This window comes from Microbispora corallina, from assembly GCF_016863035.1.
Taxonomy (GTDB): domain Bacteria; phylum Actinomycetota; class Actinomycetes; order Streptosporangiales; family Streptosporangiaceae; genus Microbispora; species Microbispora corallina.
On sequence record NZ_BOOC01000015.1, the window covers coordinates 1 to 26,028 of the forward strand.

Below are 26,028 nucleotides of genomic sequence, written 5' to 3' on the forward strand. Positions count from 1 at the left end.
CGGGGACCGGCCTCGCGCCGCTGGTGGCCGGGACGGCGGTGTCCTTCGTCGTCGCCTACGCCTCGATCGCCTGGCTGCTTCGGTACGTCGCCCGCCACTCCTTCACCGTCTTCGTGGTCTACCGGATCGCCGCCGGTGTGCTCCTGCTCGCCCTGCTCGGCGCCGGAGCGATCACCGCGTGACCCCTGCCGGGCCCGTGATCCAGGCAGGAAGGGCCGGGCCACACACCGGCAAGCGCTAGACGCGCCTGGCGGCCGACACGACGACCGACGTGAGGACCACGAGCCCCGCGGCGGCCCACAGCACGCCGGTCACGGTGACCGTGCCCACGATGAGGCTGCCGAACAGGGCCCCCAGCGCGATGGCCAGGTTGAACATGCAGGTGTTGAGCCCGGTGGCGGCCTCGACGCCCTGGGGCGCCGCCTTGATGATCCAGGTCTGCACGCTCACCGGCAGGCCGCCGAACGCGAGACCCCACAGGATCAGCAGGATCGACCCGGTCACGGGGCTGCCGCCGAGGAACGGGAACAGCGCCAGTACCGCCGCGAGCGTCAGGCTGACCGCGACGATGGTGGCGCGGACGTCGCGGCCCGCCCACGATCCGGCGACGAGGTTGCCGGCCATGCCGGCCACGCCGTACGCGAGCAGCAGCGGACCGACGAACGTGGCGTCCACGCCGGAGACGTCCTGCAGGACCGGGCTGACGAACGTGAACGCGCCGTAGTGCCCGGCCACGAGCAGGAAGGTGGCGACGACCCCGACCCGTACGGCCGGTGTGCGGAGCTGGTCGGCCAGCGTGCGCAGTCGGACCGGCTCGGTGGCGGGCATCCGGGGGAGCAGCACGGACAGCGCGGCGACCAGCAGGAGCGCGATCGCGGCGACCGCGGCGAACGCGAGGCGCCAGCCGGCGAACTCGCCGAGGACCGTGCCCGCGGGGACGCCGAGGACGTTGGCCGCCATTGCCCCGAAGAAGATCAGCGATGTCGCCCTGGCCACGTGCGACGGGGGGACCAGCCGTACGCCGAGACCAGCGGCGAGCGACCAGAAGCCGCCGATGCTGACGCCCACGAACAGACGCGCCACCATCAGCACGGCGTATCCCGGCGTCAGCGCCGACACCACGTTGGCCGCCATCGCCAGGAGGATCAGCCCGAGCAGGACCACCCGCCGGTCCAGCCCCCGGATCGCCACGGGGAGCAGCGGCGCGGTGACCGCGGCGACCAGGCCGGACACGGTCACCATGAGGCCCACCTCGCCGTCGGAGACGTGCAGGCCCCCGCCGATCGCGGTGAGAAGTCCCATGGGCAGGTTCTCGACGGTGACCACCAGGAAGGTCCCCAGCGCGACGGCGACCATCGCGATCCAGTTCCTGAGGGGCACCCGCTCCGGCGTGGGGACCGGGGCGGGGACGGACTCGACCTGCGTCATGGGGATCGCTCCTCTGCTCTCGGGCCTCGGAATTGCATTTCTCACCGCCGTTTCTCGCGCACGCGCCGCGGACGCCTCGGCAACGGACGTTAGATTCGAATTCCGTGCGCGGTCAACGCGCATTCCCAAGAATCGGGGACGAGCTCTTTTCTTTCAGGGGGGAAGCGGGGTTGCCGCCGGGGCGCGGGCATTTGTGTCGGAGAAGTACGGTTATGCCCTATATCGTCCTGCTCTGCAGTGGGGGGCGTTAGGGGTTGTGAGAAAGTGCGCCCGCCGCGAATTCTGAATATGTCCGGCTGGCCGAGAGGGTGAATTCCCTGGCACCGGGACCGTGCTGTCACGGGGCTGTTCACGGTATTCGTTCCCCGGCCGGGTGCAATTCGCTCCCAACCGATGCCGGCCGACGCCGGCGGGAAAGGCGGGTCACCATGCATGGACTGATTCAAGTGGCCGGTGTGATCGACCAGGCCGAGGCGGACCTGATCGTCGAGGAGGGCGCCGACTGGCTGGGCTTCGCGTTGCGGCTCCCGGCCAAGAACGAGGACCTGTCCGAGGCGGACGCCGCGGCGATCATCAAGGAGATCCAGCCGGAGCACCGGGGCGTCGTGATCACCTACCTGACGGAGGCCGAGGAGATCAAGGCGTTCTGCGGGGAGCTGGGCGTCACCGCCATCCAGCTGCACGGCGACGTGACGCCCGGCGAGCTGCGGACCCTCCGCCGCATCGCCCCCGACCTGTACGTGCTCAAGAGCCTCGTGGTCAAGCAGGACAACGTCGACGAGCTGGCCGGGATCGTGGACGAGGCGGCCGAGTGGGTCGACATGTTCATCACCGACAGCTTCAACCCGGCCACCGGCGCCAAGGGCGCCACCGGGCTCCTGCACGACTGGTCGATCAGTGCCGAGCTGGTGCGGATCTCGCCGCGGCCGCTGATGCTGGCGGGCGGGCTGAACCCGGGCAACGTGGCGGCGGCGATCGCGGAGGTCCGCCCGGCCGCCGTCGACGCGCACACCGGTCTGGAGGACCCGGTCACCCGGCGGAAGGACCGCGTGAAGGTGCGCACGTTCGTGGCCGAGGCCCGCAGGGCCTTCGCCGAGCTGGGGACGGGTGTGGTCGTATGACCACCGCGACGGCGGCGGGGGTCGGCACCGTCCGCCTGCTGCCGCAGACCCGGGCCCTGCGGGCGCTGCACACGGTCATGCGCGACCGGCACGCCGGCCGCGACGAGTTCGTCACCTCGTCGGGCCGCGTCATCCGGCAGCTGATCGAGACGGCGCTCGACCTCCTCCCGTTCGAGCCGCGCGAGGTCTGCACACCGGTGGGGCGCACCTATCGCGGGTTGCGGATGACGCCGCACATCTGCGGCGTGTCCGTCCTGCGGGCCGGGGACAGCATGGAGTCCGAGCTGCGGGCGATCGCCCCGGGGGTGCGGATCGGCAAGATCCTCATCCAGCGGGACAAGGTCACGAAACTTCCGCACCTGTACTACGCGGCGCTGCCCGCGGACATCGACCGGCGGCACGTGCTGCTGCTGGACCCGATGCTGGCCACCGGCGGGACCGCGCTGGCCGCCATCGAGGTCCTGCTCGGCCAGGGCGTCGAGGAGGACGCCATCGTGTTCGTCACCCTGCTGTCCTCCCCGGAGGGCATCAAGGCGGTCCACGAGCGCCACCCGCGCGTACGGATCGTCACGTCGGCCGTCGAGGAACGGCTCAACGAGAACGCGTACATGATCCCCGGAATCGGCGACTTCGGCGACCGCTACTTCGGCACCGACGTCGTGCGATGAGGGGACGCGTTCCACCAACCGGCGCCCTGGTCGTCGTCGCAGCCGTCGTGCTCGCCCGGACCGGGCCGGCCGCATCCACGGCCGGGCACGGCGGAGCTCCGGCGGCGCCGGGGAGGACGGTCTCCCCGTAACCCTCCTTATCCGTCCCATGCAGGGGGAGTAAATGAACACTCCACGCACTGAAGCGCGGCGGAAAGCACCAGACAACACCTGCCTTCCCGATCTGCTCGACGCGCAGGTCCGCATGCGCCCACAGGACACGGCGGTCGTCTGCGGAGACGGCCGGCTGACCTTCCGGGAGCTCGCGGACGGCAGCGCGGCGCTCGGCGGCTACCTGCGAGAGCTCGGCGTCGCCCCCGACGACCGGGTGGGGCTCTTCGTGGAGCCCTCGCTCGACCTGATGGTCGGCGTGTGGGGAATCCTGTACGCCGGCGGGGCGTACCTGCCGCTGTCCCCGGAGTATCCCGAGGAGCGGCTGCGGTACATGCTGGAGGACGCCCGCGTCCGGGTCGTCGTCACCCAGGACGAGCTCGTGTCCAGGCTGGCCGAGCTGGCGCCCGCCGGGACGAGGATCGTCACGCTGAAGGACGCCGACCGGCTCACCGGGCCGCCGGGAACCCACCCGGACCTGCGCCCCGGACACCTGGCGTACGTCATCTACACCTCCGGCAGCACCGGGAAACCGAAGGGGGTGATGATCGAGCACCGCAGCATCGTCAGCCAGATGCGGTGGCTGAAGGCCGCCTACGGCATCGACCACGAGAAGACCGTCGTGCAGAAGACGCCGATGAGCTTCGACGCGGCGCAGTGGGAGATCCTCGCGCCGGCGTGCGGCTCGGTGGTCGCCGTGGGACCGCCCGGCGTGTACCGGGACGCCGAGCGGCTGATCGACGTCATCAGGACGCACGAGGTCACCACGCTGCAGTGCGTCCCGACGCTGCTGACGGCGCTGCTGGACACCGACGAGCTGCAGACCTGCCGGTCGCTGACGCAGGTCTTCACCGGCGGCGAGGTCCTGTCCAAGACGCTCGCGACGAACTTCCTCGAGACCCTGTCCCGCTGCGAGCTGATCAACCTGTACGGGCCGACCGAGTGCACGATCAACTCGTCGGCGTACACCGTGGACCGCGCCACCGTCGGGGAGGGCCCGAACGCGATCTCGATCGGCGCCCCGGTCGACCACACCGAGTACCACATCCTCGACGTCGGCGGGGCGCCGGCGGCGGTCGGCGAGATCGGCGAGCTGTACATCGGAGGCGTCCAGATCGCCCGCGGCTACCTGCACCGTCCGGAGCTGACCGCGGAGCGGTTCGTGCCGAACCGGTTCGGCGAGGGCAGGCTGTTCAAGACCGGCGACCTCGCGTACTGGAACGCCGACGGCACGGTGCAGTTCGTCGGCCGGGCGGACAACCAGGTCAAGCTGCGCGGCTTCCGGGTCGAGCTGGACGAGATCAAGCTCGCGATCGAGACCCACGACTGGGTCAAGCACGCCGCGGTCATCGTGAAGAACGACCCGCGCACCGGGTTCCAGAATTTGATCGCCTGCGTCGAGCTGAACCCCAAGGAAGCGGCCCTGATGGACCAGGGCAACCACGGCGCGCACCACCAGTCCAAGGAGAGCAGGCTCCAGGTCAGGGCGCAGCTGTCGAACGCCGGGGCCCGGGACGACGAGGACCTCGCCGGCAGGCCGGTGATCGACCTGCCCGGCAGGGAGGCGACCGCGAGGCAGCGCGCGCTGGCGTTCGCCCGCAAGACCTACCGGTTCTACGAGGGCGGGCAGACCAGCCGCGGCGACATCCTGAAACTGCTGGCCAGGCAGGTGACGGGCGCGCCCTCCCGCGGGCTCGGCACCCTGGGCCTGGAGGAGCTCGGCGAGATCCTGCGGCACTTCGGGCAGCACCTCAGCGAGGAGCGGCTGCTGCCGAAGTACGCGTACGCCTCGCCCGGCGCGCTGTACGCGACCCAGCTGTACCTCGAGGTCGACCGGGTCGGCGGCCTCGCCCCCGGCCTCTACTACCACCACCCGGTGCACCACCGGCTCGTGCTGCTCAGGCCGGCGGCCGAGGGGCCGGAGCCGCGGGTGAAGCTGCACTTCGTCGGCAAGAAGCGGGCGATCGAACCGGTCTACAAGAACAACATCCGCGAGGTCCTCGAGATCGAGACCGGGCACATGGTCGGCCTGTTCGAGGAGGTGCTGCCCGAGTACGGCCTGGACATCAGGGCCCTGGAGTACGCGCCGGCCACGAAGGAGCGCCTGGGCTGCGCCGAAGAGGACGACTACATCGGCACGTTCGAGCTGGTCCCCTACGCGGGGCCCCGCACGGACGAGGTCGACGTCTACGTCCAGGCGCATCCCGGCAAGGTCCCCGACCTGCAGGCCGGCCAGTACGCCTACGAGAACGGGCGGCTGCGGCTGATCTCCGAGGAGCTCATCCTCAAGAAGCACGTCATCGCCATCAACCAGCAGGTCTACGACCGGGCCGGCATCGGCGTCTCGGTGGTCAGCAGGAACGGCGAGGACTGGCTGCGCTACATCGACCTGGGCCGCACGCTGCAGCACCTGTCGATGAACGACCTCAACTTCGGGTTCATGTCGTCCGGGTACAGCTCGAAGACCGGCGATGACCTGCCCTCAGCGCGCCGGATCGACGCCATCCTGCGCAGTTGCGGCCGGCCCACCGGCCCGTCGTACTTCTTCGTCGGCGGCCGTGTGAGCGACGCGCAGCGGCTGAGCGAGGGGATGAAGGAGGACGCGGTCCACATGCGGGGCCCGGCGGAAATGATCAGGGACGACCTGATCAACTTCCTGCCGGACTACATGATCCCCAACAAGGTCGTCGTGCTGGACCGGCTGCCGTTCACGGCCAACGGCAAGATCGACGTCAAGGCCCTGGCCGCGTCGGACAAGACGAACGCGGACACCTCCGACCAGCCGTTCGTCGCGCCGCGGACCGTCACCGAGCGCCGGATCGCCGAGCTGTGGAAGAAGGCGATGAAGCGGGAGACGGTCTCGGTGCGGGACGACTTCTTCGCCTCCGGCGGGAACTCGCTCATCGCGGTCGGCCTGATCAACAGGATCAACCGGGAGTTCTGCGCCTCCGTGCCGCTGCAGGCGCTGTTCGAGTGCCCCACGGTGGAGAAGCTCGCCCGGCTGGTCGACGGGCGCGAGCAGGAGGAGTGCACGCGGCTGGTGCCGTTGCAGCGGGAGGGGGCGGACAACCCCGTCTACTGCTGGCCCGGTCTCGGCGGCTACCCCCTCAACCTGCGCCTGCTGGCCGGCGAGATGGGCGCCGAGCGGCCCTTCTACGGCGTGCAGGCGTACGGCATCAACGCCGGCGAGGTCCCGTACGCGACCATCGTGGAGATGGCGGCCGAGGACGTCCGGATGATCAGGCGGCGCCAGCCGGCCGGTCCGTACACGCTGTGGGGGTACTCGTTCGGCGCGCGCGTCGCGTTCGAGGCCGCCTACCAGCTGGAGCAGGCCGGCGAACAGGTGGACCACCTGTTCCTGATCGCGCCGGGCTCGCCCAAGGTCGACGCCGGGGACCCCGCGCACGCGCACGAGGCCGGCTACCACAACAGGGCGTACCTGACGATCCTCTTCTCGGTCTTCGCGGGCACGATCAGCGGGCCGCTGCTGGAGCGGTGCCTGGCCGAGGTCCGGGACGAGGACGGCTTCGCCGCCTTCATCCACCGCCACTTCCCCGACCTGGACGTCGACCTGGTGCGCCGCATCATGCGGGTGGTGGGCCAGACCTTCGAGTTCACGTACACCTTCCGCGAGCTGACCCGGCGGCGCATCCAGGCGCCGATGACGGTGTTCAAGGCGAGGGGTGACGACTACTCGTTCCTGGAGAACAGCAGCGGTTACTCGGCCACGCCCCCGGTCGTCGTCGATCTGGAGGCCGACCACTACGCCCTGCTCAGGGAGCAGGGGATCGGCGAGCTGACCGCCGCCATCCGGGACCGTCTCGGCGCCGACAAGGAGATCATCATGCCGCACGTCAGCATCAAGCACTTCCCGGTGTCCCTCACCGAGCAGCAGCACTCCGACCTGGTCGCGGCCGTGACCGCGGCGATGACGAGCGCCTTCGGCTGCGACGAGGGCGCGGTGTCGATCATCCTGGAGCCGGTCGCGAAGGAGCTGTGGGACCAGCAGGTCTACATCCCCGAGATCGTCAACCGCAGGCACGAGCTGGGCAAGCTGCCGAACTACGGCCCCGCGGCCTCGAACTGAGGGAGTGACGATGACTGGAGATCGGCACGGGGGCATCCCGCTGGTGTACGCCGAGGAGGTCGCGGACGCCCTCGCCGAGGGCCGGCCCGTGGTGGCGCTGGAGTCGAACGTCATCACCCACGGACTGCCGTACCCGGACAACGCCGCGACGGCCAGGAAGGTCGAGGAGGCGGTCCGCGCGGGCGGCGCCGTCCCGGCCACGATCTGCCTGGAGGACGGCCGGATCAAGGTCGGCATGACCGACCGGGACGTCGACCGGTTCGCCTCGACCGGCGGCATCCCCAAGGTCAGCAGCCGGGACATGCCGGTGGTCCTGGCCCAGGGCGGGCCCGGCGCGCTGACGGTCGCCAGCTCGGTCGTGGCGGCCGAGCTGGCCGGCATCCCGTTCTTCGCGTCGGCCGGCATCGGCGGGGTGCACCGGGGCGCCGAGAAGACGATGGACATCTCCTCCGACCTGATCCAGTTCACCCGGTCGAAGGTGGCGGTCGTCTGCGCCGGGGCCAAGAGCATCCTCGACCTGGCCCTGACCCTGGAGTACCTGGAGACCCACTGTGTCCCGGTGGTGTCCTACCGGTCGGACGACTTCCCCGCGTTCTACTGCGTGTCCAGCGGCATCCGCAGCCCCCAGCGGCTGGACGACGAGCGGGTGATCGCCCGGGCGGTGGAGAGCCACTGGGCGCTCGGCAACCGGAGCGCGTTCCTGATCACCACTCCCGTGCGGGAGGAGGACGCGATCGACACCGCCGACGTGGACGCGGCCATCGCCGGGGCGACGGCGGCGGCGGAACGCGACGGCGTGCGCGGCAACGCGATCACGAAGTACCTGATGCGCGCGGTCGACGCCGCCACCGAGGGCCGGTCCTCCCGGGCCAACATGTCCGTGCTCGTCAGCACGGCCGAGGTGGGCGGCCGGCTGGCCGCCGCGCACGCGCGGTACCTCCGGGAGACCGGAGCGTGAGTTCTCGTGGGACTGGAGCCCCGGATCCGCGCGGGTCCGGGGCTCCTCCATCGGCCCGGAGGCTCACCCCGACGCCGCGGGCGCGGTTTCCCCTGGCCGCAGCCGACGGTCCATCTCGGCGACCGTGGCCGCCCAGATGTCCGAATCGGGATCGATGACCGCGAAGTGGTCTCCCGCCTGCTCGATGTAGGTCACGTCGTCGCCGGCCCCGCGCGCCCGGGTGACGTAGCGGCGGTTGAAGTCGACCAGGTCGAGATCGTCGCCGAGCCCCTGGACGACGAGCTGCGGGACGCCCATCGGGAGGCGGCTCATCGGATCGGCGGCCGCGTACACCTCGGGGACCTCGGCCCGCGGGCCGCCGAGGGCGGGGGGGACGGCGCCCGTCCCGACCCGTCGCCGTTCCCCCTCGGCGAGGTCGACCACGCCGGCCAGCGAGACCGCGAGCGCGACGCCGGCGCCGTCGGCCGCCGCGCGCAGGGCGAGCTGGCCGCCCGCCGAGTGTCCGGCGACCGCGACACGGGCGAGGTCGAGCGGGAGATCGCCGGCCACGGCCGCCAGGCGGGAGATTCCCGCCGCGACGTCCGCGGTGGTGGCGTCCCAGCCGTGCCGGTCCGGGCGGCGGTATTCGAGGTTCCATGTGGCGTACCCGCGGCTGGCCAGGTCGACGGCGAGCGCGTCCATCAGGTCGGCGGCCCAGATCGACCGCCAGTAGCCCCCGTGGACGAGCACCGCCACGGGCAGCGGCCGGCCGTCGTGGTCCGGCGGCAGGCGCAGCTCGCCCCACTGCTCGTCGCCCGGGCCGTACGGGACTCGGCGCGCCGGGTGCCGCAGACGGTGCACGGCGTGCCGGACGGCCCACGCGAGGCCCCCGAGGCCGCGGCCGTGGAGATGCGCGGCGCCGCCCGCGGGCTCGACCGGCCCGGTGACGGCCATGTCGTACCACACGGTCCGCGGCCCGGGAAGGGGATCGGAGATCAGCCGGCGGGCGCCGGCGTCGGGGCCGGGCAGGGCCACGACCGCGCACGACTCGTCCCGGGCCGCCTCGCCGAGCACGTCCCGCAGCCCCTCCGCGTCGGCCACGGCCACCAGCGACCCCGGGACGCCCAGCCGTTCCCATTCGGTCTCGGCGACCCGCCGGACCAGCGCGGAGTCCGCCACCAGCCCGGGGCCCGCCACCACGAGGACGCGCACCGCCGCCCTGTCGCCACCCGTCACATCGGTTCCTCTTCCGGTCGGCCGCCGCGGCCCGCTCATCGGGGCGCCGTCGCCACGTCGCCCGTCCCGTCCCTCCCGAGGAACCGCAGCGCGTTGCCGCCCAGCAGCTTCGCGCGCTGCCCCTCGTCGAGGAAGTCCGCCGCGCGGACCACCCGCCCGGCCGGGCGCTCTCCCAGCGGGTAGGGGTAGTCGCTGCCGAGGAGGATACGGTCCTCGCCCATCGTGTCCACGAGCAGGCGCAACGCGGCGGGGTCGAACACCACGCTGTCGACGTGGAAGCGGTCGACGTAGTGGCTCGGGGGAAAGGACGACCGGCCGCGGACCAGGTCGCCGCGGCGGTGCCAGGCGTTGTCCGCCCGCCCCAGCCAGAAGGGGAAGCTGCCGCCGCCGTGGGCGAAGCAGATGCGCAGCGAGGACGGCACCCGGTCCAGCACGCCGCCGAGGATGAGCGCCAGGACGGACAGGTGCGTCTCCGCCGGCATGCCGGTCAGCCAGCGGGCCATCCAGCGGTCGAGCCGCGGCCCGCCGGGCATGTCCCACGGGTGCACGAAGACGGGCGCGCCCACCTCGGCGCAGTGCCGCAGGAACGCCTCGACGCCCGCGTCGTCGAGGTCTTTGTCGCCGACGTGGTTGCCGATCTCGACGCCCGCGTGGCCGGCGGCGAGGCAGCGGTCCAGCTCCGCGCAGGCCGCGTCGGGGTCCTGCAGCGGCACCTGGCAGAACGGCACCAGCCGATCCCCGCCGCCCGCGGTCACCTCCAGCGTCAGGTCGTTGAAGATCCTCGACACCTTGACGGCCTGGTCCGGCGAGCGCTCGTAGGAGAAGAACACCGGCGTGGGGGACACCACCTGCACGTCCACGCCGTCGGCGTCCATGTCGGCCAGGCGCGTCTCCGGGTCCCAGCACTCGGCGCCGACGGGCCGGAACTCGGCGTCGCCGATCATGATCATGGCGGCCCGCTCCGAGTCGACGCGCAGCCAGGGCCAGCCGGAGCCGCCGCACCGGGCGGACAGCTCCGGCCACCCCTTCGGCACGACGTGCGTGTGCACGTCGACGACCGGCCCCGGCATCAGCCCCTGCCCGGGTGCAGGGCTCCGCACGCGGCGCAGGTGCGGGCGGCCTCGTCGCCGTAGAACGCCTGGAACACCGGCGGCAGGTCGGTGACGATGTCCCGCACCTGCAGTTCCACCTCGTGCACGAGGCCGCCGCAGGCGGGGCAGTACCACTGGAACCTCTCCAGCGTGCCCTCCTCGCGGACCCGCTCGACCACCATGCCGATCGAGCCCGCCTGCGGCCGCTGCGGCGAGTGCGGCACGTTCCCCGGCAGCATCCACATCTGGCCCTCGCGGATGTGCACCGTGCGCGGTCCGCCGGGCGTCATCAGGTTGACGTGCATGTCGCCCTTGATCTGGTAGAAGAACTCCTCGTACGGGTCGACGTGGTAGTCGGTGCGCTGGTTGGGGCCGCCCACCACCTGCACGATGAAGTCCGCCCCGCCCGGGAACATCTCCTTGTTGCCGACCGGCGGCTTCAGCAGGTGCCGGTTCTCCTCGATCCAGCCCGGAAAGCTCACCGGCTCCGCGATGTCGCTCATTTCCTGACTCCTTCCGGCAGTAGCGCCACGGCCTGTATCTCGATCAGCAGATGGGGGTGGGGGAGCTGGTGCACCGCCACCGTGGTGCGGGCGGGTCCGGCCTCGTCGAAGTACTCCGCGTAGACCTCGTTGTAGCCGCCGAAGTCGTTCATGTTCACCAGGTAGGCGGTGACCTGCACCAGGTCGGACAGGTCGGCCCCGACGGCCCGCAGGATGTCCCGGATGTTCTCGATCACGGCGCGGGTCTGCGCGCGTATGTCGAGCGAGGTGGTGCCCATCGGGTCGGCCTCGGCGCCCGCGATCGTGTTGTCGGGCCGGCGGCTCGACGTGCCGGAGACGAAGGCGAAGCCGCCGGCGACCTTGACGTGCGGGAAGCGGCCGCGCGGAGCGGCCTTGCCCGGCACCGTCCGCGCCCCGCTCACGACGCCGCCCTCAGCGAGGCGGTGCCCAGCCGCTCGACCACGGCCCGCACGTGATCCCCGGCCCGCAGGGGGACCGCGGCGGTCGCCGCCCCGGCGAGGACGACCCACCCCTCCCGCAGCCGGACGCCCCGCCGGCCGGCCAGCCGGACCGCGGCGTCGAGGGCGCGGCGCGGATCGCCGAGGATCGCCGCCGTCGAGCCGGTCTGCACGACCCGGCCGCCGACCTCCAGCAGCACGCCGAGGTTGTCCAGCCCGTCCGGCACCGGCCGCCAGGGGCCGACGACGAAGCCCGCCGCCGAGGTGTTGTCGGCGATCACGTCCGGCAGCGAGAAGGAGAAGCCGTCGTAGCGCGAGTCGATCAGCTCGATCGCCGGGGCGACCGCCCGCACCGCCGAGGCGAGGTCGCCGACCGGCTCCCCGGGCTCCGGGCTGCGCGACATGAGGAAGGCCACCTCGGGCTCCACCCGCGGATGGATGTAGCGGCCCAGGTCCACCAGGCCGCCGTCGTCGACCCGCATCCCGTCGGTGAGCCGGCCCCAGATGACCTCGTCGACGCCGACCTGCGCCATCTTGGCGCGGCTCGTCAGCCCCATCTTCAGGCCGACGAGCCGCTCGCCGCGGGCGAGCCGCCGCTCGACGAGCGCCTCCTGCACCGCGTACGCGGCGGCGGGGCCGACGCCGGCCGCCGCGGCGAGCCGGGGGATCGGCGCGGCCTTCGCCGCCGCCTCGTCGAGCCGGTCGGCGAGCTCCTCGACGTCGGGTGGCGTCTGTCCGGTCATCGGGATCCTCCCCGCGCGAGGTCGAGCGCGACGTCGACGATCATGTCCTCCTGGCCGCCGACCATCCGGCGCCGGCCCAGCTCGACCAGGATCTCCCGGACGTCCACGCCGTACCGCTCCGAGGCGCGCTCGGCGTGGCGCAGGAAACTGGAGTAGACGCCCGCGTAGCCGAGGGACAGCGTCTCCCTGTCGACGCGCACGGGCCGGTCCTGCAGTGGCCGCACGATGTCGTCGGCGGCGTCCATCAGTGCGAAGACGTCGCAGCCGTGGCGCCAGCCGTACAGGTCGGCGACGGCGGCGAAGACCTCCAGCGGCGCGTTGCCCGCCCCGGCGCCCTGCCCGGCCAGCGAGGCGTCGACCCGGGTGGCGCCGTGCTCGACGGCGACCACGCTGTTGGCCACGCCCAGCGACAGGTTGTGGTGCGCGTGGACGCCCACCTCGGTGGCGTCGTCGAGCACCTGACGGTAGGCGTCGACCCGCTCGGCGACGTCGCGCATCAACAGCCGGCCGCCCGAGTCGGTGACGTAGACGCAGTGCGCGCCGTACGACTCCATCAGTTTCGCCTGCGCGGCGAGGCCGGCCGGGTCGTTCATGTGCGCCATCATCAGGAAGCCGGACACGTCCATGCCGTTCTCCCGGGCCCACGAGATGTGCTGGGCGGAGATGTCGGCCTCGGTGCAGTGGGTGGCGATCCGCACGCTCGTCACGCCGAGGTCGCGGGCGGCCCTCAGATCGGCGATCGTGCCGATGCCGGGCAGCAGCAGCGTGGTGAGCCGCGCGTTCCGCACGACGGACGCGGCGGCGGCGATCCACTCCGCGTCCGCGGCGGCGCCGTGGCCGTAGGTGACGCTCGATCCCGCGAGCCCGTCGCCGTGGGCCACCTCGATGGCGTCGACCCCGGCGGCGTCGAGGACGGCGGCGATCTCGCGGACCTGGTCCACCGTGTACCTGTGGGCGATGGCGTGCATCCCGTCGCGGAGCGTCACGTCCTGGATGTAGAGCCCGTTCATGCGCGTCGCACCTCCACGAGCCGCTCGGCCGTCCGCAGCGCGGCCGACGTCATGATGTCGAGGTTGCCGGCGTATTCGGGCAGGTGGTGCCCGGCGCCGGAGACCTCCAGGAAGACGGACACCTGGAGCCCGGAGAACGTCCGGCCCAGCGCCGGCACGTACGCCTCGACCGGGTCGAACTGCACCTCCTGCTTGAGGCGGTAGCCGGGCACGTACTCGCGCACCGCGTCCACCATGGCGGCCACCGACCGCGCGACGGCCGTACGGTCCGCGCCGGCGTCGGGACACAGGCAGTAGACGGTGTCCCGCATGAGCGGCGGAGGGTCCGCGGGGTTGAGCACGATGATCGCCTTGCCGCGTCCGGCGCCGCCGACCACCTCGATCGCCCGCGCCGTGGTCTCGGTGAACTCGTCGATGTTCGCCCGGGTGCCCGGCCCCGCCGACCTCGACGCGATCGAGGCGACGATCTCGCCGTACGCGACCGGGGTGACCCGGCCGACGGCGGCGACGATCGGCACGGTCGCCTGGCCGCCGCACGTGACCATGTTGACGTTCGGTTCGGCGAGATGCCGGTCGAGGTTGACCGGCGGCACGACGTACGGCCCGACGGCGGCCGGCGTGAGATCGACGACGGTCCTCCCGTGGGCGCGCAGCGCCGCGTCGTTGTCCCGATGGGCGCCGGCCGAGGTGGCGTCGAACACGAGGCGGACGTCGGCGAACTCCGGCATCGCGATCAGCCCCTCGACGCCCTTGTCGGTGGTGGCCACCCCGAGCCTGCGGGCGCGGGCCAGGCCGTCGGAGGCGGGGTCGATTCCGGCCATGGCGACCATCCGCAGCGACGCCGACAGGCGCATGATCTTGATCATCAGGTCGGTGCCGATGTTGCCCGACCCGATGACGGCCACACCGGTGCTCATGACGTCTCCTCCCGATCGCCGAAGCGGGTCCGGACGGACCCGAGGCCGGATATCCGCGCCTCGTAGGCGGCGCCGGGCGTCACCGGCACCATCGGTCCGAGCGCCCCGGACAGCACGACGTCGCCGGCGCGCAGCGGACGCCCGGCCGCGGCCAGGGTCGCGGCCAGCCACGCCACGGCGTGAGCCGGGTTGCCGAGGCAGGCGGCGCCGGCGCCGACCGAGACGGGCTCGCCCGCGTGTTCGAGGACCGCCCCGCACAGCCGCAGGTCGACGTCCGCGATCCGGCGAGGTGTCGTGCCGAGCACGAACAGGCCGCTGGAGGCGTTGTCGGCGACGGTGTCCACGATGGAGATGTCCCAGCCCGCGACCCGCGAGTCGACGATCTCGATCGCGGGCAGCAGGTGGTCGGTCGCGCGGATCACGTCGGCCACCGTCACCTGCTCGTACGGCAGGTCCGTGCCGAGCACGAACGCGATCTCCGCCTCCACCCGCGGCTGCAGCAGCCGGCCGAGGTCCGCCTCGGCGCCGTCGTCCACGGCCATGTCCGCGAAGAGCACGCCGAAGTCGGGCTGGTAGACGCCCAGCGACGCCTGCACGGCGGGGTTGGTCAGGCCGATCTTCGCGCCGACCGGCCGGCGGCCCTCCCTCGTCCAGTGCCGCACCTGCGCCTGCTGCACGGCGTACGCCGCGTCGACGTCCCCCTCGGGAAGCAGGCCGCCCCGCAGCGGCGGGCACGGCGTCGCCGTGTCGTACGCCTCGCGCAGGACGCTCGCCGCCTGTTCGATGTCGACGGTCATGACAGGTCCACGCAGACGTTGGTGAGTTCCGAGTAGAAGCCGAGCGAGTGGGCGCCGCCCTCCCGGCCGACGCCCGACGCCTTGACGCCGCCGAACGGGGTGCGCAGGTCGCGGAGGAACCAGGTGTTGACCCAGACGACGCCCGCGTCCAGCCCGGCGCCCGCCCGGTGCGCCCGGCCGACGTCCCGCGTCCAGACCGCCGCCGCGAGCCCGTACGCGCTGTCGTTGGCGAGCGCGAACGCCTCGTCCTCGTCGTCGAACGGCGCGACGTGGCAGACCGGGCCGAAGATCTCCTCCCGGTTGGTCCGCGCGTCCTGCCCGAGGCCCGTGAGCACGGTCGGCTCCACGTACGCCCCGCCGTCGCGCGCGTCGCCGAAGACCGGCACGCCCCCGCCGGCGAGCACCGTGGCGCCCTCCGCGCGGGCCAGGTCGTAGTGGCCGAGCACCTTGGCGCGGTGCTGCGCGGAGATCAGCGGCATGGTGGCGGTCGCCTCGTCGTACGGCCAGCCGAAGGCGAGCTCGCCGGCGCGCTTGGCCAGCCGCTCGGCGAACTCGTCGAACACCGGCCGCTGCACGTAGAGGCGCTCCGTGCACAGGCAGACCTGGCCGCCGTTGGCGAAGCTCGACCGGACCGAGCCCTCCACCGCCGCGTCGAGGTCGGCGTCGGCGAACACCAGGCCGGCGTTCTTGCCGCCCAGCTCGAACGACACGGCCTTCACGCCGTCCGCGGCGGCGCGCATGATCGCGCCGCCGGTCGCGGACTCCCCGGTGAAGGTGATCGCGTCGACCCCCGGGTGACGGGTGAGGAACTCTCCCGCCGAGCCGGGGCCGAAGCCGTGCACGAGGTTGAACACCCCGTCGGGGACGCCGGCCGCCGCCATCACCTCGGCGAGCAGGGTGGCCGACGAGGGGGTCTCCTCGGACGGCTTGACGACGACCGCGTTCCCGCACGCGAGCGCGGGGGCGACCTTCCACGTCAGCAGCAGCAGCGGCAGGTTCCAGGGGACGATGATCGCGACGACGCCGACGGGCTTGCGCACGGCGTAGTTGAGCGCCCTGCCGCCGTTCGCGGTGACCGTGGTGAACGACTCCGTGGGTGCGGCCGCGATCTCCGCGAAGGCCCGGAAGTTCGCGGCCCCCCGGGGGATGTCCAGCGTCCTCGCCTGTGAGACCGGCTTGCCCGTGTCGGCGACCTCGGCGGCCACCAGGTCGTCGAAGCGCCGATCGAGCTCTGCCGCGATCGCACGCAGCATCCCGGCGCGCTCCTGCTCGCCCATCCGGCCCCACGGGCCGCGCAGCGCCCGGCGGGCGGCGCCGACCGCCGCGTCCACCGTGCCGGCGTCGGCCTCGGCCACCTCGAAGAGCGTCTCCCCGGTGACCGGGCTGACCTTGGAGAACGTCGTCCCTGGGGCGACGAACGCGCCGTCGACGAAGTTGCGCAGCAGGCCCGGCGCGCCGGCCGGACGGCCGGCCATCAGCTCCGGCGTCCACAGCGTGGGGCTCACGGGTTCCTCCTTCCGTTGACGAGGGCGGCGCCGAGCGCGCCGAGCAGCAGCGCCGACCCGGCGATCGCGGCGCCGAGCACCCGGTGCTGGCGGCGCACCCGGCGCTGCACCTCCGCGTACGGCACGGTGGAGAACGACACCAGCTCGTAGCGGGAGACGTACCTGCCGGGCAGGAGCCGTTCCAGCGCGTGCTCGACCTTCCTGCCGATCTGGAACAGCGGAGAGGCGACCTTGTCGCGCATCTCCACGAAGTTCGCCAGCGCCATCCGCGCGATGGCCTCGGTGTTCTCGCGCCGCCGCGACTCGAACAGCGGCAGCGCCGCCGCCCAGTCGCCGCCGGTCTCGTCGAGGCAGCGGTCCAGCTCCACCACGTCCTCGAAGGCGCAGTTGGCGCCCTGCCCGTAGAAGGGCACGATCGCGTGGGCGGCGTCGCCGACCAGCCCCACCCGGCCGTTGACCTGCCAGGGCCCGCAGCGCACGGTCCCGAGCATCCCGACCGGGTTGCGGAGGTAGTCGTCGACCAGGGTGGGGGACAGCGACAGCAGATCGGGGTAGTGCTCGGCGAAGTGGCGCTCGATCGCGGCCGGGCTGCTGAGCGACGCGAAGCTGGCGGTGCCGCCCGTCGGCCAGAACAGCGTGCAGGTGAACGAGCGGTCCGGGTTGGGCAGCGCGATCATCATGGACGTGCCGCGCGGCCAGATGTGCAGGGCGCCCGGATCGAGGGCGAACTCCCCGTCACGCGGCGGGATGCTCAGCTCCTTGTACCCGTAGTCGAGGAAGTCGAGGCTCTCGGTGAGCGAGCCGTACGCGAGCAGCCGCCCCCGCACGGCGGACCCGGCGCCGTCCGCGCCGAGCACGACCGCCGCGCGGGCCCGGACCTCGCCCTCCGGGGTCTCGAAGGTCATGCCGCCGGTGTCCGGGTCGAGGCCGGTCAGCCGGCGACCGAAGGCGACCCGCACGCCGGGGAGCCCCTCCGCGGCGTCGAGCAGCGCGGCGTTGAGGGCCGACCGGCTGATCGAGTTGATCGCCCGCTCGCCGTCGAAGCTGTACGGCTGGAAGTCGGGGTTCCCGTGCACCGGGTGGATCACCCGTCCGCGCATCGGCAGCGCCTGGGCCATGACCTGCTTGTCCAGGCCGATCCGGCGCAGCGCGTCGAGCCCGCGCTCGGACAGGGCCAGGTTGATCGACCGGCCGCGCTCCGCCGTCCCGGCACGGGGGTCGGGACGGCGCTCGTACAGGGCGACCCGGAGGCCGCGCCGGGCCAGGAAGCAGGCGAGCAGGCAGCCGGCCAGGCCGGCGCCGACGACGGCAACCTCGTCCATGTCACTCATCGGGCCTCCTCCACCGTTCGCGCGAGCGCGTCGGCGAAACGCCAGCAGTCGTGGTAGGTCGAGTACAGCGGCGCCGGCGCGGCCCGCAGGATGTTCGGCTCCCGCGCGTCGGCGATCACCCCGTGCTCGTGGCGCAGCCGCTTGGCCAGCTCGCCCGCGCTGCCGGTACCGAGCCGCAGCGACAGCTGGCTGCCCCGCCGGGCCGGGTCGCGCGGCGTGATCAGCGTGATCGGCCGCGTGGGCGCGACCTCGTCCAGCAGTGCCTCCAGGTAGCCGGTGAGCCGTTCGCTGCGGGCCCGCAGCGCGGCCATGCCGACCCTGTCGAAGATCTCGAGAGAGGTGCGGACCGGGCCCATCGCGTAGATCGGCGGGTTGGAGACCTGCCACGCGTCGGCCCGGGCCGGGGGACGGGAGACCGGGGCCATCTCGAAGCGGGTGGCCGGCTCGGTGCTCCACCAGCCCTCGAACCGCGGGACGGCGGGGTCGCCGAGGTGGCGCTCGTGGACGAACGCGCCCGCGAGCGCCCCCGGTCCCGCGTTCAGGTACTTGTACGAGCACCAGGCCGCGAAGTCGACCCCCCACTCGTGCAGCCGGAGCGGGACGTTGCCGGCGGCGTGGGCGAGGTCCCAGCCGACGAGGGCGCCGGCGGCCCGGCCCGCGTCGGTGATCGCCGGGATGTCCATGAGCTCGCCGGTGAGGTAGTTGACCCCGCCGAGCAGGAGGAGGGCGATCCCGTCCCCCTCCCGGCGGACGAGGTCCACGACGTCCTCGGTCCGCAGGGTGTCCTCGCCCGGCCGCGGGCGGAGGCGCACCACCGTCTCGTCCGGGTCGAGCCCGTGGAAGCGGGTCTGGCTGCGCACCGCGTAACTGTCCGAGGGGAAGGCGGTGTCCTCGATGACGATGCGGGTGCGCGCGCCGGCGGGCCGGTAGAACGACACCATGAGCAGGTGCAGGTTGACCGTCAGCGAGTTCATCACGACGGTCTCCGCGGGCAGCGCCCCGACCAGCCGGGCCGCGGCGTCCGTCAGCAGTTCGTGGTAGGGCAGCCAGGGGCGCTCCGCCTCCAGATGTCCCTCGACGCCGAGCCTCGCCCAGGCGTCCAGGTCGTCGAGCAGGTCGTCCCGGGTGGCCCGGGGCTGCAGGCCCAGGGAGTTCCCGGCCAGGTAGGCGACCTCGCCGTACCGGCCGCCCTCCGCGGGAGGGACGTGGAAGAGATCGCGGTGGCCGGGGTCGGCCGCGTCGCGCCGTCGCGCGTCGTCCTCGGTGAACGTCATCGACTCCGCCTCGCTCAGATGACGGTCCTGGCGGACCAGATTTCCGGGAAGACCACCCGGGCCATGCTGCGCCGCAGCCAGGTGAGGCCCGCCGAGCCCCCGCTGCCCGGCTTCTCGCCCATGGTCCGCTGGACCGCCTTCACGTGCTGGTAGCGCCAGTCGCCGAACTGCTCCGCGAGCTCGGTCAGCGCCTCCGCGAGCATCCTGAGGTGGTTGTCGGGGGTGTCGGTCCGGTAGATCTCCACCCAGGACGCCTCCACCGCGGGATGCGCCTCGTGCTCCTCGGCGACGTCACGCGTCAGCAGGACGCGCGGGATGTCGAAGCCCCGCCGCGCCAGCAGCGCGACGACGTCGTCCCACAGGCTCGGCGCGCGCAGGGTCTCGGCGAGCGCCGCGTGGACCTCCGGCTGCCGGTGGAACGGGCGCATCAGCGCGGCGTTCCTGAGGCCGAGGAGGAACTCCAGCTGCCGGTACATCGCGGACTGGAACCCCGAGGCCTCCCCGAGCAGGTCCCGGAAGCGGTTGAAGTCGGCCGGCGTCATCCAGCGCAGTCCCCGCCAGGCGGCGTTGAGCCCTTCGACGTGGAGCGCGGCCCGCCGCAGCGGGGTGAGCGCCCCCCACACGTCGTCCTCGCGTAACAGCTTCTGCGCCTCGCGCAGCTCGAAACAGGTCAGGCCGAAGTACAGCTCCATGATCTGGCTGATCATGAGGAAGGACATCTCGCCCGTGTCCTCGCTCACGGTCCGCTGCAAGGAGTGCAGCGTGCTCGCGCGCACGTACATGTCGTACGGCAGGCCGTCGGCGAACTCCAGGGTGGGTTCGCCCGCGTTGCCGGCCGCCCTCGTCGTACGATCCTCGGCGTTTGACGGGCGCAGCGTCGCGGTGCCCGTCCGCGCGCCCCTATCGGTGCTCTCCACGTGTCGGCTCCCCTCAACAGGCGTGATTTATGCGCCCTGAGTGACCCAATGGTCCCTCAACGGGGCAGACACCCGGAAGGAGCAGTTAACGGTACGATGCGCGACAAACCTACAGATGTACGGCCAAATTGCCCGGACGCTTAACGAACCGAAGGTGGTCATGGACGATATGGACTGGGCGCTCCTGCGCGAGTTGCAGGTCGACGCCCGGCTCTCCTTCAGCGAGCTGTCGCGCCGGGTGCACCTGTCGCCGCCCGCGGTGGCCGAGCGGGTCCGGCGGCTGGAGGAGTCGGGCGTCATCTCCGGCTACCACGCCCGGGTGGACCTGACGAGGACCGGCTGGCCGGTGATGGCCATCATCCGGATGTCCTGCTACGGCTCCCGCTGCATGCTGCGCGATCCGGCCGTGGGGGAGTGGCCGGAGATCCTGGAGATCCACCGGATCACCGGCGACGCCTGCTGCATCCTGAAGGTCGCCGCCCAGTCGATGGACGCCTTCGAGCGGGTCATCGACCGGCTCGCGCCCTACGGGCAGCCGTCGAGCACGATGGTCCTGTCGACTCCGCTCTCGTGGCATCCGGTCACCCCTCCGGCGTCGCGGGCCGGCGACCCGCTGGGGCAGTCACGGGGCGACTGACGCCGGCGCCGGCTCCCGGCGCAGCAGCGGCAGCACCGCGGAGCCGAGCAGGTCCACGCCGCGCATGTCGGCGAGCCCGTGCGGCGTGCCGAACTCGACCCTGCGCACCCCGGCGTCGATGAGTGCCTGCGCCTGCGCGGCGACCTGTTCCGGGGTGCCGGAGAAGGCGAACAGGTCGAGCAGGTCGTCGGGGACGAGCCGGCCCGCGTCCCGGTGCCGGCCCGCGCCGACCAGCTCCCGCACCCGGGCGAGCAGGTCCGCGGGGATCTCGACGGTCGGATCCAGCTCGGCCACCACGGCGAGGTACATGGCGACCTCGGCGCGTGCCCGGTCCCGCGCCGCCGCCCCGTCGGCGTCCACCACGGTGACCGCTCCGAACACGATCCCGACCTCTTCGCCGGCGCGGCCGGCGGCCAGCGCCCCGGCCCGCACGCGGTCCCGGATCACCGCCACCATGGCGGGGTTGGCGCTGCCGCCCACCTTGATCTCGTCGGCGATCCGGCCGGCGAGCGCCGCCCCCTTCGGCCCCCACGCGCCGATCAGCAGCGGCGGGTCGGGCCGGCGCACGGGGTACCGCAGGGCGGTGCCGGGGAGCAGCCGGAACACCCTGCCCTCGTAGCCGCCGGAGTCGCCCCGCAGCAGGCGGTAGACGACCTCGGCCGCCTCCTCGATGGCGGTCAGCGGCCGCGGCTGGCCGATGCCGACCGCGCCCAGCCAGGTCCCCCTGGCCAGGCCCAGGTACGCGCGGCCGTCCGACGCGAGGTCGAGCGCGGCGACCTGCCCGGCGATCTCGTAGGGCGCCATGGAGAAGGGGTTGAGGCAGGCCGCCCCCAGGCGCACGCGTCCGGTGACGGCGGCCATCTCGAGCAGGGGGAAGATCGGCGGCTGGTACATCAGGTCGCCGAACACGGTCAGGACGTCGAAGCCGTGCTCCTCGGCGCCACGTGCCAGCCTGGCGTAGTCGCCGGCCCGCTTGTCGCTCTGCAGCCCGAGCCCGATCTCGACGTCGTTCGCCACGGGTTCTCCTCGCACGGTCAGGTCGGTCATGTCAGGTCAGGTCAGGTCGGCGGAGTTCAGCCGGCGCCTGCAGGTGCGCTCCACCCGCATGACCAGGCGCTCCTCGGGGTCGGGGCAGGCGAACAGCGCGTCCTGGGCCAGCCAGTCTCCTGAGGCGAGGTCGCGCTGCTTGGCGGCCAGGAACGGCAGCACGGAGGCCAGGGCGTACACGCAGAAGTGGCGGCCCTCGGGGAGGCGCAGGTGGGCGCTGTCGGTCAGCTCGAAGTAGTCGCCGGGCGCCATGCCGCAGACCGACCGTCCCTCGATGTGGTCGACGCTCACCCGCAGGTCGTAGAGCTCCATGTCGCCGGCGCCCTCGGCGCCGTCGTGGTCGGCCATGCCGGTTCCTTCCGTCAGCGACCGGCGCTCAGGGCGTCGGCGGGTTGATGGCGAGCACGATCTCCGCGGGCGCGCCGGACGTGTTGCGGTAGCGGTGCGGCTGGCTGGAGTCGAACGTGATGCTCTCGCCCGCGGCGACGCTGTGCGTCACCCGCTCGAACTCGACGGTCAGCGTCCCCGCGACCACGTACGCGCACTCCAGCGACGGGTGGCTCCACAGGTCCTCACTGGAGACCTCGCCGGGGGCGAGGACCGCGCGCAGCACCTCGAGCTGACCGTTGCCGGGGGTGAGCCGTTCGTACCGGATCTGGCCGTTGGGCGCGCCCAGGGTCGTCCGCTCGCCGGGCCTGCTGATCCACACCGACGGGGCGGCGGGATCCTCGAACAGCGAGGCGATGGACTCGCCGAAGACGCCGGCGAGCCGGCGGAGGGTCGTCAGGCTGGGCTCGGTGACTCCCCGCTCCACCTGGCTGAGCAGCGTCGCGGACACCCCCGCCTGCTCGGCGAGGACGCGAAGGCTCATGCCCCGCGCCGTGCGCAGCTCGCGCAAGCGGTCTCCGATCACCCACGCCGCCCTTTCTTACCATCGCCGTGTCACGTGCAGGTTAACTGCACGCGTGGCATGCACCGTAGGGGGAGGCGGGGCCCACGTCAACGGCATGTTGGGCGGGCTTTCTGGCGGTTTGTCACAATTAGGGCCTTGACGGGGCTGCGGCGGAGACCCTAGCGTGCCCGCTCAACGTGCAGTGAAGCTGCACGATCGGGGTCGGCGGCCACGCCGCCGCTCGCACCTTCAGGAGAGTCATGACATCGCTCCCTCCCCCCGAGCGAGCCCCGGCACGCCGGTCCACCGCTCATCGATGGCTGCTCGTGATCCCGTTCGTCTGGCAGGTCGCGCTCGTGCCGGTCGTCAACGACGTGCGGGCGACGCCACTGGAGATCCCGTTCCCCATGTTCTGGCAGATGCTCGGCATCGTCGCCACCTCCGTCGTCATCGCGGCCGTGGTACGGCTCGACCGGGCGGCGGGCGTCGACGAGGAGGAGCGCCGGTTCGAGGCGGCCACCGAGACGACCGCGGGCGAGCCGGCATGAAGCTCGCCATCGTGCTGGTGATCGTGCTGGGCACCGCGGCCGGGGCCGTCGGGTACGGCCGCCGCGCCGCCGGGACGGCCAGCGTCAGCGAATGGGCGGTCGGCGGCCGGCGCCTCGGCACCCTGATCTTCTGGTTCATGAACGCCGGAGAGGTCTACACGACGTTCGCCGTCCTCGGCATCTCCGGCTACGCCTGGGCCCTCGGCGCCCCCGCCTACCTGGCCTTCTGCTCGGTCTCGCTGAGCTACGCGCTGGGCTACTGGCTGATGCCCAAGATCTGGCGCGCCGGCCGCGCGCACGGCCTGATCACCCAGGCCGACTTCTTCACCGCACGCTTCGGCGCTCCGTGGCTCGGCGTGGTCGCCGGCCTGGTCGGCATCGCCGCCCTGGTCGTCTACGTGCAGATCCAGCTGGTGAGCCTGAGCCTGATCGTGCAGCTCGCGCTCGGCGGGACCCTGTCGGCGACGGCGGCCGTCGTCGTCGCGGCGCTCGTCATGCTCGCCTTCGTCTATCTGGCCGGTCTCCGCTCGGCGGCGTTCGCCGCCGCCGTCAAGGACGTCCTCATGGTCGTCGTGGTGGTCCTGCTGTCGGCCACGGTGGCAGCGAAGGTGGGCGCCGCGTCGCTGTCCGACGTGTTCCGCCTCGCGGAGCGGGCGCATCCCGGCATAGGCAGGCTGCCCGGGCTCGACCCCGCGTCACCGACCGGGCCGGTGTGGCTGATGACCTCGGCCCTCAATGTGGCCCTGGGCAACTGGGTGTTCCCGCACCTGTTCCAGGTCTCGTACGCGGCGCGGAGCGGGCGGGCGATCCGGCGCAACGCCGTCTGGCAGCCGCTGTACTCGCTCGCGTACTTCTTCGTCATCCTGCTCGGCTTCGCCGCGCTGACGGCCGGCACCGCCCCCGGCGGCGGCAACCCGAACGCGGCGCTGCTGCAGTTCGTCACCGACCGGTACCCGGCGTGGACCGTGGGCCTGGTCGCCGGTACCGGCTTCCTGCTCGCCCTCGCCCCCGGGTCGGTCCTGCTGCTGACCTGCGGCTCGCTGTTCGCCCGCAACGTCGTGGCGCCGCTGCGGAAGGGCCTCGACGACCGGCGGGCGCTGCTGCTGTCCAAGGTGTCGATGATCGGCTTCGCCGCGATCGCGGTGTGGCTGACGCTCGGCCGCAGCGAGTCGCTGGTCACGATCCTGCTCTACGCGTACTCCGCGATCGGGATGCTCGCACCCGCGGTGTTCCTCGCGTTCCTGTGGCGGCGCACCACGGCGATCGGCGTGCTGGCCGGCATCGTGGCCGGTTTCACCGCCCTGCTCGCCCCCTTCGCGAAGGACTTCTGGGCCGCGCACCTGCCCGACTGGGAGCCTGGACTGCTCGCCATGGCCGTCAACCTGGTGGTCGTCGTCGTGGTGAGCCTGGTGACGCCGCGACCCGGCGAGCGCGCCGTCGCGGTGGGGCTGGCGCTCGGCGCCGACGACGTCGCCGCAGGGGGACCGCCGGAGGTGGTCGCCGGCCGCGCCTGACAACCGCCGATCTTCCCGGCGTCCCCCGTGCGGATCTACACTCCGGGCACCCGTCGCTTCGCTAACTGCTTTGCTAACTGGCGGGGAGGCGCGAATTGTGAGAACGTTTGCGCATCTTCGGCTCGGGTCAGCGACGCAAGTGGGAGGACGCAGCGTGGTCGTGGACCTTCGCAAGGTCGCCGCGGCGAGCGGGGTCTCCCTCAGCACGGCCTCCCGCGCGCTGTCGGGCTCCGGGCGGGTGAGCGCGGCCACCCGGGAGCGGGTCCGCCAAGTGGCGGAGGACCTGGGCTACCGGCCCAACGCGCTCGCCCGCGGCCTGCGCACGAACCACTCCCGGCTGATCGGGCTGGTCATCACGAACCTGGTCAACGCGTCCCTGCACGTGATCGCGGAGGTCGTGCACGACCGGCTCAAGGCGTCCGGCTACCACCTCGTGCTGTGCATCACCGGCGACGACGCCGGCGAGGAGCGCGCGTACGTGGAGACCCTGCGCGACCACAACGTGGACGGGGTCCTCGTCGTCGGGTCCGACGACGAGGCGGTCCAGTCGCTGCGGGAGACGGACATCCCCGCGATCCACCTCGCCCGGCGGCCGCGCCGCCCGGCGGGCGACTGCGTGCTGGGCGCCGACATCGAGGGGGCCCGGGAGGCCACCCGCTACCTGCTGGGGCTCTCCCATCAGCGGATCGCGGTGGTGGCCGGGCCGCCGGCGGTGACGTCCGGCTACGAGCGGCTCGCGGGGCACCGCCTGGCGCTGGACGAGGCAGGCGTCCCCTACCGCGACGACCTGGTCTTCCAGGGGCCGCTGGAGCCCGCGTGGGGCGCGGAGGCGGCCGCGCGCATGCTCGCGCTCCCCGAGGGGAGGCGGCCGACGGCGGTGCTGGTCACCAACCACGAGGCGGCCTTCGGGCTGCTGCCCGCGCTGCGCGAGCGCGGCGTGCGGATCCCCGGCGAGCTCAGCGTGCTCTGCTACGAGGACGCCGACATGCTGCGCTGGTGGGACCCGGGGATCACGGTGATGGACAACAACGCGGCCAGGATGGGCGACCTGGCGGTGAGCCTGCTCCTCGACCGCATCGTCGCGAACCCCGGCTCGACGGGGCAGACGCCGACCGAGTACCGCGTCGGCGCGCAACTGGTGATCCGCCAGTCATGCGTCATAGCCGAATCGTGACCTTTCGACCGGCCGGAACACCCTTGACACCGGATCGGCCGGT

General features: G+C 72.6%; 25 protein-coding genes. 9 read left to right on the plus strand and 16 right to left on the minus strand.

Features of this window, described 5'->3' with window-relative positions:
• Positions 1–182 (plus strand): undecaprenyl-diphosphate phosphatase (locus Mco01_RS18265; RefSeq protein ID WP_204058094.1); only part of this gene is annotated, 182 nt, incomplete at its 5' end.
• A gap of 55 nt (positions 183–237) precedes the next feature.
• On the opposite strand, the gene Mco01_RS18270 is transcribed toward Mco01_RS18265, so the two are convergent.
• Positions 238–1,428, minus strand: a complete 1,191-nt coding sequence (locus Mco01_RS18270; protein ID WP_204058095.1) for an MFS transporter — start codon at positions 1,426–1,428, stop codon at positions 238–240.
• Positions 1,429–1,856: 428 nt separating this feature from the next.
• Between Mco01_RS18270 and Mco01_RS18275 the strand changes: the two genes are divergently transcribed.
• The 4 genes from Mco01_RS18275 (at position 1,857) to Mco01_RS18290 (ending at position 8,412) form a co-directional block, all read left to right on the plus strand.
• Positions 1,857–2,549 (plus strand): phosphoribosylanthranilate isomerase, encoded by a 693-nt coding sequence (locus tag Mco01_RS18275; protein WP_204058096.1) that lies wholly within the window; start codon positions 1,857–1,859, stop codon positions 2,547–2,549.
• Entirely contained in the window at positions 2,546–3,217 is a 672-nt protein-coding gene (upp, locus tag Mco01_RS18280) for a uracil phosphoribosyltransferase (protein ID WP_204058097.1), read from the plus strand. Before Mco01_RS18275 ends, upp begins: the two co-directional genes overlap by 4 nt.
• A 163-nt stretch (positions 3,218–3,380) precedes the next feature.
• Positions 3,381–7,454: an amino acid adenylation domain-containing protein gene (locus tag Mco01_RS18285; protein ID WP_275410524.1), complete on the plus strand. Its 4,074-nt coding sequence runs from the start codon at positions 3,381–3,383 to the stop codon at positions 7,452–7,454.
• A 10-nt stretch (positions 7,455–7,464) separates the two neighbouring features.
• Positions 7,465–8,412 (plus strand): pseudouridine-5'-phosphate glycosidase, encoded by a 948-nt coding sequence (locus tag Mco01_RS18290; RefSeq protein WP_204058099.1) that lies wholly within the window; start codon positions 7,465–7,467, stop codon positions 8,410–8,412.
• Between the two features lie 63 nt (positions 8,413–8,475).
• Here Mco01_RS18290 and Mco01_RS18295 read toward each other — a convergent pair whose 3' ends face one another.
• The 12 genes from Mco01_RS18295 to Mco01_RS18350 are packed head-to-tail and all read right to left on the minus strand — an operon-like array spanning position 8,476 to position 20,173.
• Entirely contained in the window at positions 8,476–9,627 is a 1,152-nt protein-coding gene (locus Mco01_RS18295; protein ID WP_239103721.1) for an alpha/beta hydrolase, read from the minus strand.
• A 35-nt stretch (positions 9,628–9,662) separates the two neighbouring features.
• A complete protein-coding gene (locus Mco01_RS18300; RefSeq protein ID WP_239103722.1) occupies positions 9,663–10,727 on the minus strand; it encodes an amidohydrolase family protein in 1,065 nt (354 codons plus the stop codon).
• Entirely contained in the window at positions 10,697–11,221 is a 525-nt protein-coding gene (locus Mco01_RS18305; protein ID WP_239103723.1) for a 3-hydroxyanthranilate 3,4-dioxygenase, read from the minus strand. Before Mco01_RS18305 ends, Mco01_RS18300 begins: the two co-directional genes overlap by 31 nt.
• A complete protein-coding gene (locus tag Mco01_RS18310) occupies positions 11,218–11,643 on the minus strand; it encodes a RidA family protein (protein WP_204058100.1) in 426 nt (141 codons plus the stop codon). The genes Mco01_RS18305 and Mco01_RS18310 overlap by 4 nt, the downstream gene beginning before the upstream one ends.
• Positions 11,640–12,422 carry a 2-keto-4-pentenoate hydratase gene (locus tag Mco01_RS18315; RefSeq protein WP_204058101.1) on the minus strand — a complete coding sequence of 261 codons (783 nt, stop codon included), beginning with the start codon at positions 12,420–12,422 and terminating at the stop codon, positions 11,640–11,642. Before Mco01_RS18315 ends, Mco01_RS18310 begins: the two co-directional genes overlap by 4 nt.
• Complete coding sequence (gene dmpG, locus Mco01_RS18320; protein WP_204058102.1) at positions 12,419–13,432, minus strand: 4-hydroxy-2-oxovalerate aldolase; 1,014 nt, start codon at positions 13,430–13,432, stop codon at positions 12,419–12,421. Before dmpG ends, Mco01_RS18315 begins: the two co-directional genes overlap by 4 nt.
• Entirely contained in the window at positions 13,429–14,349 is a 921-nt protein-coding gene (locus tag Mco01_RS18325; protein ID WP_204058103.1) for an acetaldehyde dehydrogenase (acetylating), read from the minus strand. Before Mco01_RS18325 ends, dmpG begins: the two co-directional genes overlap by 4 nt.
• Positions 14,346–15,146, minus strand: a complete 801-nt coding sequence (locus Mco01_RS18330) for a 2-keto-4-pentenoate hydratase (protein ID WP_204058104.1) — start codon at positions 15,144–15,146, stop codon at positions 14,346–14,348. The genes Mco01_RS18325 and Mco01_RS18330 overlap by 4 nt, the downstream gene beginning before the upstream one ends.
• Positions 15,143–16,651 (minus strand): 2-hydroxymuconic semialdehyde dehydrogenase, encoded by a 1,509-nt coding sequence (locus Mco01_RS18335; RefSeq protein ID WP_239103724.1) that lies wholly within the window; start codon positions 16,649–16,651, stop codon positions 15,143–15,145. Before Mco01_RS18335 ends, Mco01_RS18330 begins: the two co-directional genes overlap by 4 nt.
• The gene (locus Mco01_RS18340) at positions 16,648–17,982 is read right to left on the minus strand and encodes an FAD-dependent oxidoreductase (RefSeq protein WP_204058105.1); all 1,335 of its coding nucleotides are present in this window, start codon (positions 17,980–17,982) and stop codon (positions 16,648–16,650) included. Before Mco01_RS18340 ends, Mco01_RS18335 begins: the two co-directional genes overlap by 4 nt.
• Entirely contained in the window at positions 17,979–19,256 is a 1,278-nt protein-coding gene (kynU, locus tag Mco01_RS18345; protein ID WP_204058106.1) for a kynureninase, read from the minus strand. The genes Mco01_RS18340 and kynU overlap by 4 nt, the downstream gene beginning before the upstream one ends.
• Before the next feature lie 14 nt (positions 19,257–19,270).
• Complete coding sequence (locus tag Mco01_RS18350) at positions 19,271–20,173, minus strand: tryptophan 2,3-dioxygenase (protein WP_239103725.1); 903 nt, start codon at positions 20,171–20,173, stop codon at positions 19,271–19,273.
• A 160-nt stretch (positions 20,174–20,333) separates the two neighbouring features.
• Between Mco01_RS18350 and Mco01_RS18355 the strand changes: the two genes are divergently transcribed.
• A complete protein-coding gene (locus Mco01_RS18355; RefSeq protein ID WP_204058107.1) occupies positions 20,334–20,810 on the plus strand; it encodes an Lrp/AsnC family transcriptional regulator in 477 nt (158 codons plus the stop codon).
• Here Mco01_RS18355 and Mco01_RS18360 read toward each other — a convergent pair.
• From Mco01_RS18360 to Mco01_RS18370, 3 genes are read right to left on the minus strand one after another with little or no spacing between them, the layout of a single operon-like run.
• Entirely contained in the window at positions 20,796–21,827 is a 1,032-nt protein-coding gene (locus tag Mco01_RS18360) for an LLM class flavin-dependent oxidoreductase (RefSeq protein ID WP_204058108.1), read from the minus strand. The two genes, Mco01_RS18355 and Mco01_RS18360, sit on opposite strands and share 15 nt — an antisense overlap.
• Before the next feature lie 36 nt (positions 21,828–21,863).
• Positions 21,864–22,205, minus strand: coding sequence for a TIGR04076 family protein (locus tag Mco01_RS18365; RefSeq protein ID WP_204058109.1), 342 nt, complete (start codon positions 22,203–22,205; stop codon positions 21,864–21,866).
• Positions 22,206–22,233: 28 nt separating this feature from the next.
• Positions 22,234–22,770 carry a helix-turn-helix domain-containing protein gene (locus Mco01_RS18370; RefSeq protein WP_204058110.1) on the minus strand — a complete coding sequence of 179 codons (537 nt, stop codon included), beginning with the start codon at positions 22,768–22,770 and terminating at the stop codon, positions 22,234–22,236.
• Positions 22,771–23,009: 239 nt separating this feature from the next.
• On the opposite strand from Mco01_RS18370, the gene Mco01_RS18375 reads away from it, so the two are divergent.
• The 3 genes from Mco01_RS18375 to Mco01_RS18385 all read left to right on the plus strand — a co-directional run bounded on the left by Mco01_RS18375 (position 23,010) and on the right by Mco01_RS18385 (position 25,985).
• The gene (locus tag Mco01_RS18375; RefSeq protein ID WP_204058111.1) at positions 23,010–23,297 is read left to right on the plus strand and encodes a DUF3311 domain-containing protein; all 288 of its coding nucleotides are present in this window, start codon (positions 23,010–23,012) and stop codon (positions 23,295–23,297) included.
• Positions 23,294–24,811: a sodium:solute symporter family protein gene (locus tag Mco01_RS18380; RefSeq protein WP_204058112.1), complete on the plus strand. Its 1,518-nt coding sequence runs from the start codon at positions 23,294–23,296 to the stop codon at positions 24,809–24,811. The genes Mco01_RS18375 and Mco01_RS18380 overlap by 4 nt, the downstream gene beginning before the upstream one ends.
• Before the next feature lie 154 nt (positions 24,812–24,965).
• Positions 24,966–25,985, plus strand: a complete 1,020-nt coding sequence (locus Mco01_RS18385) for a LacI family DNA-binding transcriptional regulator (protein ID WP_204058113.1) — start codon at positions 24,966–24,968, stop codon at positions 25,983–25,985.
• Positions 25,986–26,028: the final 43 nt, after the last annotated feature.